At 69.2% G+C, this 15,568-nt stretch carries 17 protein-coding genes and 1 pseudogene; 8 read left to right on the top strand and 10 right to left on the bottom strand.

The window, feature by feature from the left end; genetic code table 11:
• Window positions 1–7: 7 nt before the first annotated feature.
• A complete protein-coding gene (locus ACIGXE_RS08995; protein WP_399745002.1) occupies window positions 8–862 on the bottom strand; it encodes a hypothetical protein in 855 nt (284 codons plus the stop codon).
• Between ACIGXE_RS08995 and ACIGXE_RS08990 the strand changes: the two genes are divergently transcribed.
• A complete protein-coding gene (locus tag ACIGXE_RS08990) occupies window positions 843–1,400 on the top strand; it encodes a DUF3592 domain-containing protein (RefSeq protein ID WP_399745000.1) in 558 nt (185 codons plus the stop codon). The genes ACIGXE_RS08995 and ACIGXE_RS08990 overlap by 20 nt on opposite strands.
• On the opposite strand, the gene ACIGXE_RS08985 is transcribed toward ACIGXE_RS08990, so the two are convergent.
• The 3 genes from ACIGXE_RS08985 to ACIGXE_RS08975 form a co-directional block, all read right to left on the bottom strand.
• Complete coding sequence (locus ACIGXE_RS08985; protein ID WP_399744998.1) at window positions 1,390–1,899, bottom strand: hypothetical protein; 510 nt, start codon at window positions 1,897–1,899, stop codon at window positions 1,390–1,392. The genes ACIGXE_RS08990 and ACIGXE_RS08985 overlap by 11 nt on opposite strands.
• 135 nt (window positions 1,900–2,034) lie before the next feature.
• Window positions 2,035–2,775, bottom strand: a complete 741-nt coding sequence (locus tag ACIGXE_RS08980; RefSeq protein ID WP_399744996.1) for a class I SAM-dependent methyltransferase — start codon at window positions 2,773–2,775, stop codon at window positions 2,035–2,037.
• A 187-nt stretch (window positions 2,776–2,962) separates the two neighbouring features.
• Window positions 2,963–3,943 (bottom strand): ArsR/SmtB family transcription factor, encoded by a 981-nt coding sequence (locus ACIGXE_RS08975; protein ID WP_399744994.1) that lies wholly within the window; start codon window positions 3,941–3,943, stop codon window positions 2,963–2,965.
• 139 nt (window positions 3,944–4,082) lie between these two features.
• On the opposite strand from ACIGXE_RS08975, the gene ACIGXE_RS08970 reads away from it, so the two are divergent.
• Window positions 4,083–5,042, top strand: a complete 960-nt coding sequence (locus tag ACIGXE_RS08970) for a hypothetical protein (protein ID WP_399744992.1) — start codon at window positions 4,083–4,085, stop codon at window positions 5,040–5,042.
• 583 nt (window positions 5,043–5,625) lie between these two features.
• The gene (locus tag ACIGXE_RS08965; RefSeq protein ID WP_399744990.1) at window positions 5,626–6,207 is read left to right on the top strand and encodes a hypothetical protein; all 582 of its coding nucleotides are present in this window, start codon (window positions 5,626–5,628) and stop codon (window positions 6,205–6,207) included.
• Window positions 6,208–6,415: 208 nt separating this feature from the next.
• Here the strand turns inward: ACIGXE_RS08965 and ACIGXE_RS08960 are convergent, their stop codons facing one another.
• Window positions 6,416–6,625: a hypothetical protein gene (locus tag ACIGXE_RS08960; protein ID WP_399744988.1), complete on the bottom strand. Its 210-nt coding sequence runs from the start codon at window positions 6,623–6,625 to the stop codon at window positions 6,416–6,418.
• A gap of 91 nt (window positions 6,626–6,716) precedes the next feature.
• On the opposite strand from ACIGXE_RS08960, the gene ACIGXE_RS08955 reads away from it, so the two are divergent.
• Window positions 6,717–7,097: a DUF6221 family protein gene (locus ACIGXE_RS08955; RefSeq protein ID WP_399744986.1), complete on the top strand. Its 381-nt coding sequence runs from the start codon at window positions 6,717–6,719 to the stop codon at window positions 7,095–7,097.
• A gap of 104 nt (window positions 7,098–7,201) precedes the next feature.
• Here the strand turns inward: ACIGXE_RS08955 and ACIGXE_RS08950 are convergent, their stop codons facing one another.
• The 3 genes from ACIGXE_RS08950 to ACIGXE_RS08940 form a co-directional block, all read right to left on the bottom strand.
• Window positions 7,202–7,801, bottom strand: coding sequence for a hypothetical protein (locus ACIGXE_RS08950; protein WP_399744984.1), 600 nt, complete (start codon window positions 7,799–7,801; stop codon window positions 7,202–7,204).
• Entirely contained in the window at window positions 7,801–9,630 is a 1,830-nt protein-coding gene (locus tag ACIGXE_RS08945) for an acyltransferase (protein ID WP_399744983.1), read from the bottom strand. The genes ACIGXE_RS08950 and ACIGXE_RS08945 overlap by 1 nt, the downstream gene beginning before the upstream one ends.
• A gap of 163 nt (window positions 9,631–9,793) precedes the next feature.
• Window positions 9,794–10,183, bottom strand: a complete 390-nt coding sequence (locus ACIGXE_RS08940) for a hypothetical protein (RefSeq protein WP_399744981.1) — start codon at window positions 10,181–10,183, stop codon at window positions 9,794–9,796.
• A gap of 179 nt (window positions 10,184–10,362) precedes the next feature.
• Between ACIGXE_RS08940 and ACIGXE_RS08935 the strand changes: the two genes are divergently transcribed.
• Complete coding sequence (locus ACIGXE_RS08935; RefSeq protein WP_399744979.1) at window positions 10,363–10,584, top strand: hypothetical protein; 222 nt, start codon at window positions 10,363–10,365, stop codon at window positions 10,582–10,584.
• A gap of 337 nt (window positions 10,585–10,921) precedes the next feature.
• Here the strand turns inward: ACIGXE_RS08935 and ACIGXE_RS08930 are convergent, their stop codons facing one another.
• Window positions 10,922–11,287 carry a hypothetical protein gene (locus tag ACIGXE_RS08930; RefSeq protein ID WP_399744977.1) on the bottom strand — a complete coding sequence of 122 codons (366 nt, stop codon included), beginning with the start codon at window positions 11,285–11,287 and terminating at the stop codon, window positions 10,922–10,924.
• Entirely contained in the window at window positions 11,284–12,351 is a 1,068-nt protein-coding gene (locus tag ACIGXE_RS08925) for a hypothetical protein (protein WP_399744975.1), read from the bottom strand. The genes ACIGXE_RS08930 and ACIGXE_RS08925 overlap by 4 nt, the downstream gene beginning before the upstream one ends.
• A gap of 937 nt (window positions 12,352–13,288) precedes the next feature.
• On the opposite strand from ACIGXE_RS08925, the pseudogene ACIGXE_RS08920 reads away from it, so the two are divergent.
• From ACIGXE_RS08920 to ACIGXE_RS08910, 3 genes and pseudogenes are all read left to right on the top strand, one after another.
• Window positions 13,289–13,404 (top strand): annotated as a pseudogene (locus ACIGXE_RS08920) (IS5/IS1182 family transposase); the annotation flags it as partial.
• Window positions 13,405–13,525: 121 nt separating this feature from the next.
• Window positions 13,526–14,272 (top strand): hypothetical protein, encoded by a 747-nt coding sequence (locus ACIGXE_RS08915; protein WP_399744974.1) that lies wholly within the window; start codon window positions 13,526–13,528, stop codon window positions 14,270–14,272.
• Window positions 14,273–14,405: 133 nt separating this feature from the next.
• Window positions 14,406–15,401 (top strand): GNAT family N-acetyltransferase, encoded by a 996-nt coding sequence (locus ACIGXE_RS08910; protein ID WP_399744972.1) that lies wholly within the window; start codon window positions 14,406–14,408, stop codon window positions 15,399–15,401.
• Window positions 15,402–15,568: the final 167 nt, after the last annotated feature.

The raw sequence follows: 15,568 nt of genomic DNA, 5'->3' as shown, positions 1-15,568 counted from the left end.
GACGACCCTAGCCGTCGAAGGCGGGGAGAGCCAAGGCCAACGTCCCGTAGTCGATGAACCCCGAGATGGCGGCGATGACCAGCAACAGGCTCAGTGTGCCCGCCAGTTCGCCCCACCCCTTACGGACGATCGCGATCTGCGGCTTCCGCGGGTGGTAGGCGACCCGGACGGGCTTGCCCTCGTTGTCGCCGCCGACGTAACGGGTCACGCCGTCGGTGGCCGTATACGCGTTGGTGGTCGTGCCATGCCGGTAGACCTGCTGCGCGTCCACGGTGATGCCGTAGCGGGGGAGATACCAGCCGTCGAAGCTCGTCCGCAGCCCCGTCCAGGTGAGCAAGGTCGATCCGACGCCGAGCTCGCCGAGCAGCAGTGTGGCGATCCCCCGGCCCCAGTTCTTGTCGAGGAGCCCCACCACGACCGCGAGGGCCGCGACCGCGACGAGGGCGGTGCAGGTCACCCACCTTCCGCTCACGCCGAGTCCGCGCTCTCGCTCGTCCTCGCCCTCCTCGTCGCCCTCGTCCCTCTCGTCGCCGGAGACCAGACTCCGGGTCACGACGAGCGTGGCCCCGTCGGCCGGCTCCTCGCTCTCGTCGCGGTCGGGAAGCGCGGCGTTCACCGCGTCCGCGAAGACGGTGGCGGCGGCCGCGCTCACGCCCTTGACCCGGTACACGGTCGGCTCGGTGCCGGCCGGGGCCGTCAGCTCGACGGCGACGTCGCGGCGCTCGACACTTACGCGGGCGATGGCCGCGAAGGGGATGCGCAGCACCTCGTCCGGGCGACGCAGCAACAGCTCCTCACCATCAGCGCTGAGTTCAGCGCCTCTGTCGCCTTCGAGGACGGGTATGGGCGAAGTGATCGACATGCGCGTGATCGTAAGGTGCGAAGTCCATGCCGGTGAAGAAGTGTGGGGGTTCCGGGAGGGACCTGTGGTGTCGTACCGTCCGCCTGTGAACTTGGTGACTGCCGTACTCGTCTGTTTCATCATCCTGTCCGTGCCGGTCTTCGTCTTCGGCCTGTTGCTGATCGCCGGCGAGCGGGACGCGCGCAAGAAGATGACGGAGCTGAACGAATCCGGCGTCGAGGTCGAAGCTCGACTGGTGAGCCTGAGGCCGATCAACACGACGGGCACGGGGTCCGCCGTGTACGAGTTCGACACCCAGCACGGCCAGACCGCCCAGTACCGCACGGGCGTCACGATGGGCCCCGCGCACGTGGTCGGCGACCGGTACCCGCTGGTCTACGATCCGCTCAACACGAGGCGCGTGCACATGGGAACGAAGGCGACGGTCCGCAGGGAGCGCAAGAACCGCCACGTCTCCGTGAGGGGCGCGACCTGGCTCACGCTCTTGTCCCTCGCGGCCGGCACGCTGGCGACCGTGGGGCTGATCGTCAGCCCTTGACCGCACCCTCGTACGGGTCGAGTGCCCAGAAGCGGACGGTCTCGCTGCGACGGTCGAACCACAGCTTGGTGGAGTGGCCGTGGCCGCTGCCGTCGAGGTCGAGCTCGTCCGACCGGATCCACTGCGGGTTCTCCGGGCCCTGGCCCTTGAGCGGCTTCTCGAACCAGGAGGAGAAGTCATCGGCCGGCCCCTCGGATACAAAGGCGTGGGCCGCCGTCAGCTCGACGAGTTTCCCCGGTGCCAGCCGGGCGAGGCCCGAGATCACCAGCTCCGGCGACGGCAAGCTCCGATCGTTGTCACGGCTGCTCACCCACTGGGCGTCGGTGAGCGGGCCCAGCATCGGGAACGCCTGCTCCAGCGGTGCGGTGTCGGTGCGCCAGTCCCCCTCGCTCCCGTTCGCCACCTGACGCAGGGCCCACCAGGCGGGCAGCACCGCCGTCCCCGCCCCGATCCCGATCCCGATCCCGACCCCGATCCCGATCAGCTTCCGCCGCTCCATCGTGATCCCCCTTCATGCCTGACGTCGCACCGCAACATATCCGGCTCGATCCGATGCCTTGGGCGATCCGATGATCTGAAGGAGACGGCCCAGGCCTGCCGGCAAGGGGATCCTTCACGTCTCGCGCAGCGGTTTTCACGGTTTGTGGGCTACCCAGAGCAGTTCCGCCGGCCAGCGGTGTGCCCAGTCGGGTGGGTCGGTTTCGTTGTAGCCGTTGGGTGTTCCGAGTTCGGGCCGTGGCTCGATGAGGTCGTCGATGACGAGACCCGCGCCGCGCAGGACCCTGACCCAGCCGCCGTAGGTGAGCTGATAGCTGGTCGCGCCGTCGCCTTCGGCGATGGTGTTCAGCCCGAAGTAGTCCTGCTGCAGCGTCGTGGTCACGCGGCTGGCGCTTTCGTCGTAACAAGCTTCGAACCATGGGCTGGCGACGTTGAACACCAGGCGCCCGCCTCGGCGCAAGACGCGTGCGGCCTGCGGGACGGCCAGGTGCGGGGGCGCCCAGCTGAGCCCACCGAAGTCGCAGAACACCAGGTCGAAGCTGTCGTCCGCGAAGGGGAGTTGTTCGACGGCGCCTTGCACGAGCGGGTAGCGGGCCGCTCCCATCGCGCCAGCCGCTGCGCCGAGTTGGGCTTCAGACAGGTCGAGCCCGACCACGCTGGCGCCCTCGGCGGCGAGCGCCCTGGACCACTGGCCGGCGCCGCAGCCGAGTTCGAGGACGCGCTTGCCGGTGACGTCGCCCAGGGCGTGCAGCTGCGCGTCGGGGATGGAGTACATGCCCCACAGCCGGGGTGCGGCGCCGATTTGCGGGTCGTGCTCGTGCTGGTAGGCGCTGCTGATCCGGTTCCAGAGCTGCCGGTTGGCGGGGATGCTGTCCACGTGCCGACTCCAGCACCGGCTGCCGGGTGCGGTCAACACGATTAGGGCACCGGCCGCCCAAGACGTGGAAGCAGTCGACCGACCCGGAAAGGACGCCTCACTTCTTGATGCGCTTCACGATGCCCTCGATGCTGCCGGAGAGGGCCCGTGACGGTCTTCCGGCCGAGCGCGGACGCCATGCGGCCGCTCACGTTCCAGCCAGCAGGGACTGGCCCAACGACGTGAGGCTGTGGAGTACAGCGGTGCCGGTCCGTACGGTGTCGATCAGGCCCGCGCCGCGCAGGACGGCGGCGTGCTGGCTGGCCGCGGCGAGGGAGACGCCGGCGCGGTCGGCGAGGGTCGTGGTGGTGGCGGGGGTGCGCAGTAGTGCGAGCACCTTCGCCCGCGTCCGGCCGAGCAACGCCCCCAGAGCCTCCGGCCGGTGGTCCGGCCCGGCTCCGCGACACATGGGGTAGACGAGGACCGTCGCCGCCTCGGGGCGGTACATCACCAGCGGGCCGGTGGCGAACCACGAGGGCACGAGCAGCAGCCCGCGGCCGCACAGCGGAATGTCGTACGTGGAGGGCGAGGGCAGATGCAGCGTGGGCGGCTGCCATCGCCAGGTCGTCCCCAGGGTGGTCAGCAGGGCGTCGACACCCCCGCGGAGCAGCATCTCGGCCCGCAGCGCGCGATCGGTCAGGGCGTCGCTGCGAATCCTCGGCCACAGCGGACCGATCGATGCCTCGAAGTGGCGGCGCGCGTCGCTCACCAGGGCATGTCGTGCGGCCGGCGTTCCCTGGGCGAGCTCGTGGGCGCACCTGCCGGGGTTGGCCAGGCCGCCGTTCCAGCCGGAGGTCTCCGGGATCCCGAGATCCATCGCCAACCGCTCCGTCGGCGTGGAGGCGGCAAGGTCGAGCGCGTCCTCGAAGTCGTGCACCGTGGGCTGCAGGAGGAAGTCCGGTACGAAGTCCCGTTCGGCGACCAGCCCGGCGAGGATGCCGGCCCGCGCGGTCCCCTTCGCGTCCAGAGAGTGACGCCACTGTTCCACGTCCGGGTGCAGCCTGCCGGCGCCCCGAGGAGCTTGCGCGTGGCGGAGGCGAAGGCTCAGGGCGGTCTCCGACAGCGCGTTGGCCGCCGGGGCGCGGGTGATCTGTCGCAGGTCGGCGGCGGTGAAGTGTAGGCGGATCACGCCGACCGATTATCGGGCCGTCGGACCCTTTCGCACAGGGGTGAAAGGCAGTGCGTTCCGCGGAACGACAGGCCAGGCTCCGAGTGTCCGCCGAGCGATCCGCCCTGCGACCGGCCCACCTCACCGGAGGAGTTCATCGATGCGCCGCAGTCATGTCCGTACCGCCTGCCTCGCCGCCACGGTCCTGCTCACCACCTTGTCCGCGGCACCCGGCCCGGCCGAGGCCCGGGAACTGCCCGACACCTACGTCGTCTCCCGGGAACCCGGTGTGCTGCCCGAGGGGATCACCATCGCCCGGGACGGCACGATGTACGTCTCCTCGGACGGCACCGGCGCCCTTTACCGCGGCCGCGTCGGCGACCCGAACCTGCGCCCCTTCCCCGCCCGCGGCCTTGAGGACCGGCCCAGTTCCCTGGGCGTCCACACCGATCGCCGGGGACGCGTCCACTCCGTGGGCGGCGCGACCCTGACCGTCCACGACCAGCACGGCCGGCTGCTGGCCACCCGTACCGCTGTCGACGGACCGCTCGGGGCTCCCGACCTGAACGACCTGGTCGTGACGAAGGACGCCGTGTACGTGACCGACTGGGCCAACCCCGTCATCCACCGGGCAGAGATCCGGAACGGCACCCTCGGTCCGCTGGAACCCTGGCTCGACATACGTGGCGCGTTTCCGCAGTTCCCCGCACGGTACTGGCTGTTGAACGGCATCGTCGCGAACGAGGACGGAACCACCCTCCTGGTGGCGTCCAACGGCACCGAGGCGGTCTGGCGAATCGGCGTGGCCGACAAGCAGATCGAGCAACTCCGCCTGGGCGAGCAGTCCTTCGGACCCGACGGCATGGTCCTGCGCGGCAGGACGCTCTACGCCGTGCTCAACTACGGTGCCCCGCACGGCGTCTACATCGCCGAACTGGACGACGACCTGCGTACGGGCACGGTCACCCATCGCATCACCGGCAAGCCCTTCGACCTGCCGACCACCCTCGCACGCCACGGCTGCCGCCTCTACGTGGTCAACAGCCAGCTGAACCAGCCGCCCGGCCGCCCGCCGTACACCGTGTCCGCCATCGACGACCCCACGTGCGAGACCTCTTGACAACAGAACGACGCACCGGCGAGGTCTGAGGGCCGCCTGGTCAGGCCTCATGGCATGTCTGATGGGCGGAGATTGGTGGCGGGCCGCCCGCGGCGAGGCCGCGCCACCCGTCCGAAAATCCGTGAAGCTCGCTCCCGTATCCCGGTGCCGTGCTCCCCCGCCCGCAGTCCCCCTCGACTCGGATCCGCAGCCGCGAGCAGCTCACGAGCGGGTTGCTCGCCGCATGTCCTGACCGTACGGCTCGTCGACTGCATTCCTGACCGTACGGCTCGTCGACTGCATTCCTGACCGCACGGCTCGTCGACTGCACCCCTGTCGGACGAACGAGGCCGACGCTGTGATCACTCCAGCCACAGCAGGATCATGACGCCAGGCCAAGGCCCTCGAGCGGCCGGCTGGGCAGGGGACCTGGTCGGCGGGGGCGGCGCACCACCCCGTCACGGGCGGCCTGGCCAAGGCCTCACCCATGGCTGCACCATGCTCAAGGCACCTCCATGGCCTGGCACGACGATCTGATGAAGGGCTCGAAGTCCGCCGATCATTCCGGGCGACAGTCCGGACCAGCCGGTGGCACCATGCGGCCATGTGCGAAGACTGCCTGGCCGGCTACACACACTGTGTCCACGTCACCGCTGACGCCAGCGACGCGTACCGCCAGGCCATGCGGCTGTGCGCGCTGATGGAGCACCGCGGCGAGGAAGCGGAACTGCTGACGCAGTTGGAGAGCGTCGACGAGGTCCGCCGAATGGCGGCGGCGCTGCCGAACTCCCGCTTTGTGCACCGCCCTTACCCTGGCGCCCGACCCTCTTGCGGCGCCGGCGGCTGCGAACCGGACGTGCCGGTCATGGACGACCGTGAACTGGAGGCACACCTGCCGCTCGAGATGTCGGCACGGTTCACACCGGGGACGGCCGAGGACCGGGTCATCGCGGCACTGGGCGACAACGGCAACGCGGTCTTCCTCGTATGGCCGGGCCGCTGGCCGGACAGACCCGAGCACGGCCTGCACGGCTTCCGCCACGACGCGGTACAGGTCGCCTTCCGCGGCGACCACTCCGACCCTGCCCTGCCGTCCGGCCGGCACGCGGTCCACGTCCACGTGTCCAAGGAGTCCGGCCACCGCGGCGTCGAGTATCTGGCTGCGCAGGCGGGCGTCCACCCGTGACCAACTCGGTGCTCGTGCCCGCCGCCGTCCGGTCCGCATCACCGCACTTGTCCAAGCCGTCCTCGCTCTGTATCTGACCAGCTCAGCGTGAAGTTGGAAAGAGCTCAGTGAGACCAGGGGCTTCACTCCGCTATCAGCCCAACCACCCGGCTGGGAATGAGGTTGGAAAAGGCTCACTGCCGCGGTGGTTCCATGAATGTGACGACGATCAGGGGATCACCCGGAGTCGTTCCTCGGCTTCGGCTGGGGTGTCGTAGTAGCCGGGTCGTGCCAGAAGGACAGAGGTGAAGTAGTAGCCCTGCTCTTCATCTGGGTCACCGTCGGCTTCGAATGGACGCCAGAAGCTCAGGAGCAGATCGGGGGCGACGAAAGAAGCGGGATCCTCTGGATCCGCGTTGATCGTCGTGTGCTCGCTCATGAGCTCACTCATTGCCGATCGGCCGGCCCAGAGGTGGCTGCACCATGAAAATGGGGCGACCGGGCCCCGGCGCATCGTCCAGGATGCCCCCATGAGCCAAGATCTGGTGACGTTCCTTCACGCACGGCTGGACGAGGAGGCGGACCTGGCCCGACGCTGCGACGGTGACGTACGCGGGGAGTGGACCGCTCATGGGCACACCGTCGACTTCTGCCAAGGAGAACTCGCCGGATTCCGTCCCGCGGTCGCCCTGCATGTGGCGCTGCACGACCCGGCTCGCGTCCTCCGAGAGGTCGAGGCCAAGCGACGGGTGCTCGCCCGCCATGAGTTCAGTCCGGCTACAGGCGACCCGGAACTTCCGTGGGACAACCGCGATGACTGCCAGTACGACGGCGAGCCCTGGCCATGCGACGACCTGCTCGACCTCGCCCTACCGTATGCCGATCACCCCGACTATCCCAGACACCCCTGAGCAGAGATCGTTTACGGGACAGCCCCTTGGCCCTCACGAGCCAAGCCTGGGAAGTTAGGTGAACTCACCTTGGAATCACGCGATCGTCCACAAGACGCGACTTTCTAGGCTCCGATGCCGACCGAGGACACGTAGGAGTAGGCGTTGTAGTCGGAGTCGAGGTCGCTGATGACGTCGTCCCAGATCTCGTCCACGAGGTCTTCGTTCTGGTCGGCGTATGCGTCGACGAGGTCGCCCCAGATGTAGCGCACGGTGAGGGTGCGCTGGGAGACGTTCGAGCGGAAGCGTTGTTCGGGTACGTGGCTCTGGTCGACGGGGTAGATCTCCATCCGGCGGCCCCGCCCGTCGTTGTCGAGGTGGCGTTTCAACCAGCCGGAGCGGATCAGGTTCTCGCGGCGTCGCGCCCAGTAGGCGCTGTCGATGCGCTGAAGGTTGGCCTTCGAGGGCTTGGACCTGCCGCGCATCCACGACCGGATCGTACGGGCCGACACGCCCTGGTCCTTCAGCGCCTGGCGGCCTGCCGCGCTGTCGAGGTACCGCAGGCGGGCCGAAAGCCCGCGCTTGGAGGTCACCGGTGAGGAGATGCCGGAGGAGTACACGATCCGGTTCAGCTCAAGGATCAGCGCTTCGCCGCCCTTCATCCCCCGGGTCTCGAACTTTCCGAAGTCTCCCCAGCGGGCCCACAGCTCCGGAGAACCGGCCATCAGCGCCTACCCCCAAGAATGTAAGTTTCCTTTTCCTTGACCTGGTTCAGGTCCCGGCCCTCCGGGAAAACCGTGCGCCAGTCGCCCACGACGTGAAGTTCGTCCGTTCCGGAAATCTCCACGACCTGAAGTCCGGCCTTGTGGGCCTTGTGGGCCTTCATCCACAGATTCGCGAACGCCTTCGCGCGGATGATGTGCATCCAGTCGGGGCGGCGGATTTCCCGGTTCGCGCTGGATTCACCGATCGTCGACACGAACTTAGAATACATAGCCTTCACGTAGGCCACGGTCAATTCGTCACCGTTCGCGAGCGCGGTTTTCCGGGTCTCCGCCAGCGCTCGGCGCAGCTTCTCCAGCAGCGCTTCCGAGGCTCCCGAGACCAGCGAACGGTGGATCGTCGGGGCCTCGGTGAGGCCCTGGCGGGCGCAGTCGAGGAGGAGGCGAAGGGTGGACTCGGTGACCCACAGCTCCCCCGGCTCCATCCGGGCCCCGAGCGGGTTGGGCAGGTCGGCATGGTGCCACTCCGCGGGAGTGATCAGGTGGACGCCGGCCTTCTTCGGATCATGGACGCCGCTGGTGTCCTCGCGGAGCTGGCCGATCGGAAGCCATGCTTTCATCGCCGAGAGGTAGGCGGCGTTCATGTCCAGCGCGGTCACCTCGATACGCTCGCCCTTCTTGGCCGCGGCGAAAAGCTCCGCGTTGCGCCATTTCGGGCGGCCCTCCCAAATGTCGTCCGCACCCTTCTGGGACTTCTTCCGCAGGATGTCGGCGGTCGGCGGGAACTCGGAGTGCTCGTACCGGCCGCCGACCCGGGAGGATTTCAGCAGCGTCATCACGTCCGGGATCGCATGCTTGATCAGCTCCGCGTGCGCCCCGTCGACGTCACCGGAGCAGGCGGCGAGGACGTCCTGCACGCGGTCGGTGATCTGCTCAACGAGGGTGGTCGAGGCATAGCCCGGGGAGCTCTGCCGCGGCCCCGCAGGAGCGGGGACGGCCGGCTCGCCGCCCGCCGGAACCTCAGGCCGGACGACAGGAGCCCCCGGGCCTTCAAGGGTCGCCGGGGTCGGCCCTCCGGAGGGTGTCGACGGTCCGGTGGAAGTCGACGGCTCGGCAGGAGTCGACGGGGTGACCGGAGTCGACGGGGTGACCGGCGTGGTTGGCGGGGCGGCCACCGGCGGGGCGGCCGGAGCCGGCGGGGCCGGCTGGACCGGGGGAACCGCCACGCGCGCCGAGATGGGCGTGGCGGCTGCGGCCGGCAGGGGCGAACTCGCGGCCGCGACGGCCGCGGCGCACTCCGCAGGATCGAGATGCTGCGGATAGCCATCCACCTCATCCCAGGCCGGCTGCCCGCACAACACACACGGCTGCTCCGGCACCTCGTGCACCTCGGGCACCGGCGCACCTTGCCGCACTGTCCCCGCGACCGGCTCGACCGACGTGGGCTCGAGCTCGAGTACGGGCTCCGGCCCCGGCTCCCGGGCGGGCTCAGGCTCTGACTCCTGGGCGGGCTCAGCCTCCACGGCGGGGAGTTGACCGCGAGGCGGAAGCGGTACGCCGAGTGTCTGCGCGCCCGCCTGGAGACTGGGGACCGCGCCGTGCAGCACACCCACCGCGTGCGTCGGGCCGGCCAGCAGGTCGAGCTGGTGGAGCCGGTAATGCGCGGCCAGCAGGTCCACGTCCTCCAACGACCAGTGGGACTTCCCGCTCTGCTTGCGCGAGACCTGCGCCTGCGACTGCCCAAGAGCGGCAGCGAGGTCGCCCTGCCGTTCGCCGGCCCGCGTCATCAGCGCGGACACGGTGAGTCTGAGGATGTCCTCCGTACCCATCATGACCGCAACCCTAGTATCCCGAATGCGGATCACGCATAGGTGATGCGAAGCGTGGCGCTGTCGAGGTAGGAGTGGGAGCCGACGCCCGAGCGGAGTCGCCGGACGGGCGGTCACTCCCGCCTGTGCGGACACGAACGATCACCTGACACAGGGCACGAGAGCTCTACGGTGGCGCTCGGAGCAATGCCGCAAGGGTTGCTGCGAGGCCCACCGGTTCCACAGGCAGGGTGGTCACGGCGTCGGCGTGGCTCCAGGTGGCCAGCCAGGCGTCCTGGGGCCGTCCGATCAAGAGCAGGACCGGGGGGCATCGGAAGACCTCGTTCTTGATCTGCCAGCACACGCCCATGCCGCCGATGGGCACCGCCTCGCCGTCCAGCACGCAGGCATCGATACGTCTTGAGTCCAAGGCCAGCAGCACGGCCGGCAGGCTTGCGCACTCGACGAACTCGACCGGCGGGACGTCGGGCGCAGGGCTACGACCGACGGCCAGCCGGACCTGTGCCCGGGTGCCGGCGTCGCTGCTGTACAGAAGGACCGAGACGCTCGACGGCATCGTTTCCCTACCGCGTGATCGGCCCTTGCGGACCGGAGCTCGCGCCTGCCCGGTGGCTGACGAAACCTACATGTTCAAAATTTCACAAATGGGGTATTTTCGCATGTTCGGTATATACCGGGCGCCTGCTCTTTCCGTTTGGGCAGGCACGCGACGTCGTGGCACGGCGGTGAGGACCGATGACTCAATGCAAACCCCCCGACTACCGCACCGGCCATCGCGGCCGGCACTGGACGCACGCCCTGCGCTGCGCGGAGAAGACCGGAGCCGTCATCGTCACCGACGACACCGAGGAACCCGTGGCCTACGCCCACGAAGCCTCCGGACCCGGCCGCTTCCGACCTTGGATCACCGAAACAGGCTCCCGCTACGACAGCCACGACGTACATCCCGAGTGGTAACAAACGACGACCTCATCCGCCGCCGGCGGGCTCGGTCACCTAGGAAAGAGCCCCGCCGGCCAAGGAGCGGACGGCTCTCGCGGCGCGGGCCCCGACTGCCTCGCCCATCTCTCTGCCCCCGGGTTCGTGAGCTGGATGGCCAGCCGCGGATGTCGTCGGCGGTAAGGAACAGACCCGGCGACCGGTGGGGGCCAACCAGGACCGGTCGGTACGGACCGCCGGGCCGCGAACGCCCCCGGGCGCCTCGTCGGCCATGGCGCCCAGGACGGCGGCAGTAGGACGCAGGACGTGACCAGGACGTGGATGAGCTGGATGAGGTGGATCAGTGGGAGGGCGCTCAGCTCGTGGCCACCGCGACCGCCCAGGCGATGTAGAGCAGGTTGACCACCAGCCGGGCCACGACCCCCACCGGGCGCTCCAGCCGGTGGGTCTTGTCGGGCCGGGTGCGCGTCAGGGCATCCAGGTGGGAGGCCAGATACGAGGTGATCAGGGCAGCAGCGGCCCATCCGCCCGCAGCCCTGGTATCCGGAAGAAGGACCAGCACGGCCAGGACGATCTCCGCCGCTCCGCTGCCGGCGACGAGCCACCTGGCGCCCCGGAGCCAGGACGGGACCAGGCCGCGGAAGTAGCCGGGAACGACGAAGTGCGCGAGGCCGACCACGGCCAGGAAGACCGCCAGAGCGAAGGCGGCGACGGAGTTCATGACGGCAGCGCTCCTCGATCACCCGGAGTGCCGTTCTTCAACCCGGCGTCGCCATGCGTGACGCGTGCGCGATGCGCACGAATGATCAGACCGAACATCCAGATGCCGGCACACATGGCGACCCCGTGCTCGACGACGGCCACCGCAGGGTGCTCGAGGGGCTCGTAGTCACCGGGGCGCAGCACGGCCCAGACGAACCGCCATGAGTTCCAGGCGAACAGCGACCCTGAAGCGACGAAACCGGTCATCACGGGGAGCCACATCGGCAGTCGGCGGCGGGGGGAGCCGGTAAGCGCCCAGACACCACAGGCACCGATCAGCGCCCAGATCGCCCCACTTCCGATCAGCAGCCGACCGTTGAGGTCCCAGGAGCCGGACGCCTCGTTGCGGCCGAGCGTTCCCCCGAAGGCCCAGAAGAGCCACAGCGCGGCGAGGGCGGTGGCTGCCGCAGACACCAGCAGTAGATGCCGTCGCGGAGCCGCCACGTACGCTCCGTCCCCGACCCGGCCGACGAAGGCATGCGGCCAGCGTTCCCTCAGGTAGATCGGGAGAGCCACGACGAGTCCCACCGCCATCCCGACGAACCCGACGGAGATGAAGGCCGTCTCCCAGTCGGACATGCCACCCTCGCCGGCGACGGAGCGGCCGCCTGACTCCGCGACGCTCTCGTCCCCCAGCCTGACCCCGGCTGCGCCGAGCAGCGCGGCCACGACTCCGTACGGCACCAGCGAGCCCAGAAAGCCGCTGCCCATCCATGAGAAGAACAGCACCGGCGCCGCGGGGAGCCGCATCCCCCACGGCAGCGCCAGCGCCAGGCCGAGCGCGACGCCCGTCGCGGCCATCACCACCGTGACCGAGTTGAGCAACAGCCACCCGGTGGTGCCGCCCTCGGTTGCCCCCGGGCGGCCGTGACCCAAGAGCGCGACGACCACCCAGACGATCTTCACCGTTAGATAGCACGCCAGCGTGCCGGCGGCCGTCAGGCCGGCGGCCTTGCGCGCAATGATCCATCCCCGCCCCAGAACCGCACTTGCGGGCGGCGGACCTTCTCGGTCGATTCCCATGACCTGCACTCTGCCGTTCGCCCACGGCGCGCCGCCTCCGCCTCTGGAGCCATCCGCCTCCGCCGCTCGGGGGAGGCAGCACAGGTCAGCGAGCCGCAAGCGCACGAAGTCATTCCTGGTGCGGGTGTACGTCCATCACGGATGCGTTGCACTCGTGGAACTGGCCGGCCATCCAGGTGAGCACGGTGTGCCACCTGGTACTGAGCCGGGCGGACGTGGAGATGCGGATCCCGCTCCAGGCCGTCCGGCGGATCCGCGCGGAGGGGAGCGCCGTTGCAGTGGAGCTCACCGCCGCTGACCGAGTCCGGGCAGGACAGGCGGACGCGCTTGTTCAGACTCTGGCTCGGGGCCGTCGCCCTCCTGACCGTCGTGCTCACCGTGGCCGTCTGGATCGCGGCGCCGGCGGTCCTCGCGTTGCCGGTCCTGATCGGCCTCCCCTTCGGCCTGGCCGCCACCAAGGGGCGGCTGCCTGGGGCTGAAGATCGTCCGCAACCAGTGGTACCTGCCCCGGAAGGGCATCACTGTCGAGGCTGTACGGAGCGAAGGCACGACCGACCTGTTCGGCGCGACGGGGAACTTCGTGTACACGGACCTGCACGGCCAGAGCCGTGCCATGTACGACCAGAGCCGCTCCGAGGTCATCCTCGTCGCCTACCACCCGAAACGCCCCGGCACCGTGGCCGTCTGCCAATCAGTGCTGCGCAATGCCGTCGAGACCGTCTTCTCCGCGGGCCTCTTCCTCTTCGGCCTCGCCATCGACACCGTCGTCGTCGGCCTGGTCTTCGAGTGCCTTCCTGGGCATGTACGACGAATACTCGTTCACGACCGGCTGACCCGCCCGACCCGCGTCCCCATCCGGTCCGGTGATCCGCTCCGAGCGGCGCGGTCCGGTCGCCTGTGCGGGCGGCGCCCCGTACCCAGCCCAGGCCCGGGCACCGTCAAACGCGGGATGGCAGGCCCGAAGTCCGGCACATCTTCCGTCGGTCCCGCGTAAGCCCCCACCGCATGACGTCAATCGCCGCAACTGTCCTCACCCTAGAGAGGCACCACTGAAACGCTCACCGGGCCTCTCCCCCTGCTGTGGGGCGTCATTGACGCCGCCTCAACGACTCTCGATATTCGGGGTTGAGGCCGTGCTGTCAGATCGCGGTCGTGGCTTACGGGGAGGGTGCAGGTGAGCGTGACCTTGGTGCTGGCGGCAGTCCTGATAGGCGGTGCAGCGTGGGGGGTGTGGCAGCTCGTCCAGTATCCCGGCGGCTGGAGTTTCGCCTTCTCCGCGGTCCACAAGGCAGATCGCCAGGACCTTGCCCGGGCCCGGGCCGCCGTGAACACGGTTCGCGGCAGGGCCAGTCAGGAGGTGTCGGCCGCCCAAGAACGTCTGACGCGTGCTGAGCGGGCCTACGAGAACCGAATTGAGCAGGCCGTTCGAGAGCTGAAGCGCTTACGCAGCGCCGGCCGTGGCGCCTTCGCCGAGGAACTCGGCAAGCTGTCGCTCTACGAGCACGTTGCCGTGCTTGAGGAGCAGGAGATGGCGCTGGCGGGCCTTGAGGTGCGGTTCGAAGTGGCCAGGAGTACGGACACGACGTTCATCTACCTCAGGACATCCGACGGCCGTCCGGAACTCGCGGAGTTCGACGGGGCCGAGTTCGCCGAAGTGGATGTCCGCCGCTTCAGCCTCCGCATCGAGAAGGCCGTCGCCGCAGAAGAGAAGTTCCGCAGACAGCGGGCAGAGGCGATTCAGCAAGCCGACGCCAACCTGGAGAAGGCGCGGGCCGACACGGCAGACGTCGACACGGCCCGGGCAGCGCTGGAGAAGGTGACCGCCCGGCATGAGAACAGTGCCGAGCTGCGCAAGGCACTCGCAGAGCGAGAGGCGGCCTTCGACCGGTGGGAGGCGCTGACCGGACGCCGCCCCCACTGATTTCATCTGCGGTACGCCGGCCAGATCGGCTCACGCGCGCATCGAACGGCCGAGGCGCCCCAACCCGCACGGCCTACGCTTCCGTGATCGATGACACCGCTGTCCAAATGTCGAACGTAACGGGGGTCTAGGTGTGGGCGTGAGCAGTGGCGAAGGCCTTGCATCGCTGGAATGGGTGCCTGGTTATGCCTTCCGGCCGTATCACGGTCAGGCAGACGACGGCGCCATGGCCGCCGTACGGCTGGGCTGTGCAGAGCGGGACCGGATCGACGCCCGCTCGGTGGTGGAAGGTCTCCCGACGGCCGCCGAGATCGCCGACGCCTCGGCCAAGCTGGACGACCCGTCCCGGAACCAGGTCCTGGTGGAGCACAACGGTGGTGTCGTCGGCTACTCGACGATCAGGTGGTGGCAGGAGAGGGACGGGACGCGGTTGTACCTGCATCGTGGCTACCTGCTGCCTGAGCACCGCGGCCAGGGCATCGGCTCGGCCATGCTCAACTGGGCGGAAAGCCGTGTCCACCGGCTCGTACAGCAGCACGGAACCGCACAGACGGCCGTGCTCGGCGCCAACGCCATGGCCTCTGAACAGGACGCAACGGAACTACTGCTCGACGCTGGATACCGGCGTGTCTTCAGCCTCGTAGAGCTGGAGCTGGCCGATCTCCGGCAGCTCCCTGACGGCAAGCCGTTGCCGGCCGGTATCCGGGTCGGTCCCATCGACCCGAACAGCTACCGCGCGGCCTGGAAGACGGTCGTCGATTCCTACGCGGGTGCCGCCTTCACCGAGAGGTGGACGTTCGAGAGCTTCCTCGCCACGGCCGACCCGGCCTGCTGGCGGGCTGCTTGGGACGGGGAGCATATGGCCGGTGTCGCCCTGTGCTCGATCCGTCGGCAGGACCCGAACGTGGGCGAGGTCGAAGAACTGAGCGTCCGGAAAGAGTCGAGGCGTCTGGGACTTGGGCGGACCCTGCTCCTGGAAGGCTTGCGATGCCTCCGCGACCACGGAGCGCAGACCGCCCGTTTGTACACCGGGACCGCGAATCCCTACCGGTCCTACGACCTCTACGAGAGCGTGGGGTTCCGGCGCCAGAACGAGCACGTCCGCTACCGCAAGCCGATCACCGTCTGACCCCGACCGAGCCGGCTCCGCATCGCCTTGACGGTGCGGAGCCGACGACGGACGGAGCCGGGCGGCCCCCGCGGGGGCGCCCCCCACGCAACCCCCCCCCGCGCATGGGCGGGTGCAAAGACGCCGCCCCCCCGCAGACCGGGGCGGTGGGGGGCGAGTGTCGGGGC

Source organism: Streptomyces sp. NPDC053431 (genome assembly GCF_044544925.1).
Taxonomy (GTDB): domain Bacteria; phylum Actinomycetota; class Actinomycetes; order Streptomycetales; family Streptomycetaceae; genus Streptomyces.
The sequence above is the reverse complement of the archived record's forward strand: the minus strand, read 5'-3'. Positions and strand labels throughout refer to the sequence as shown.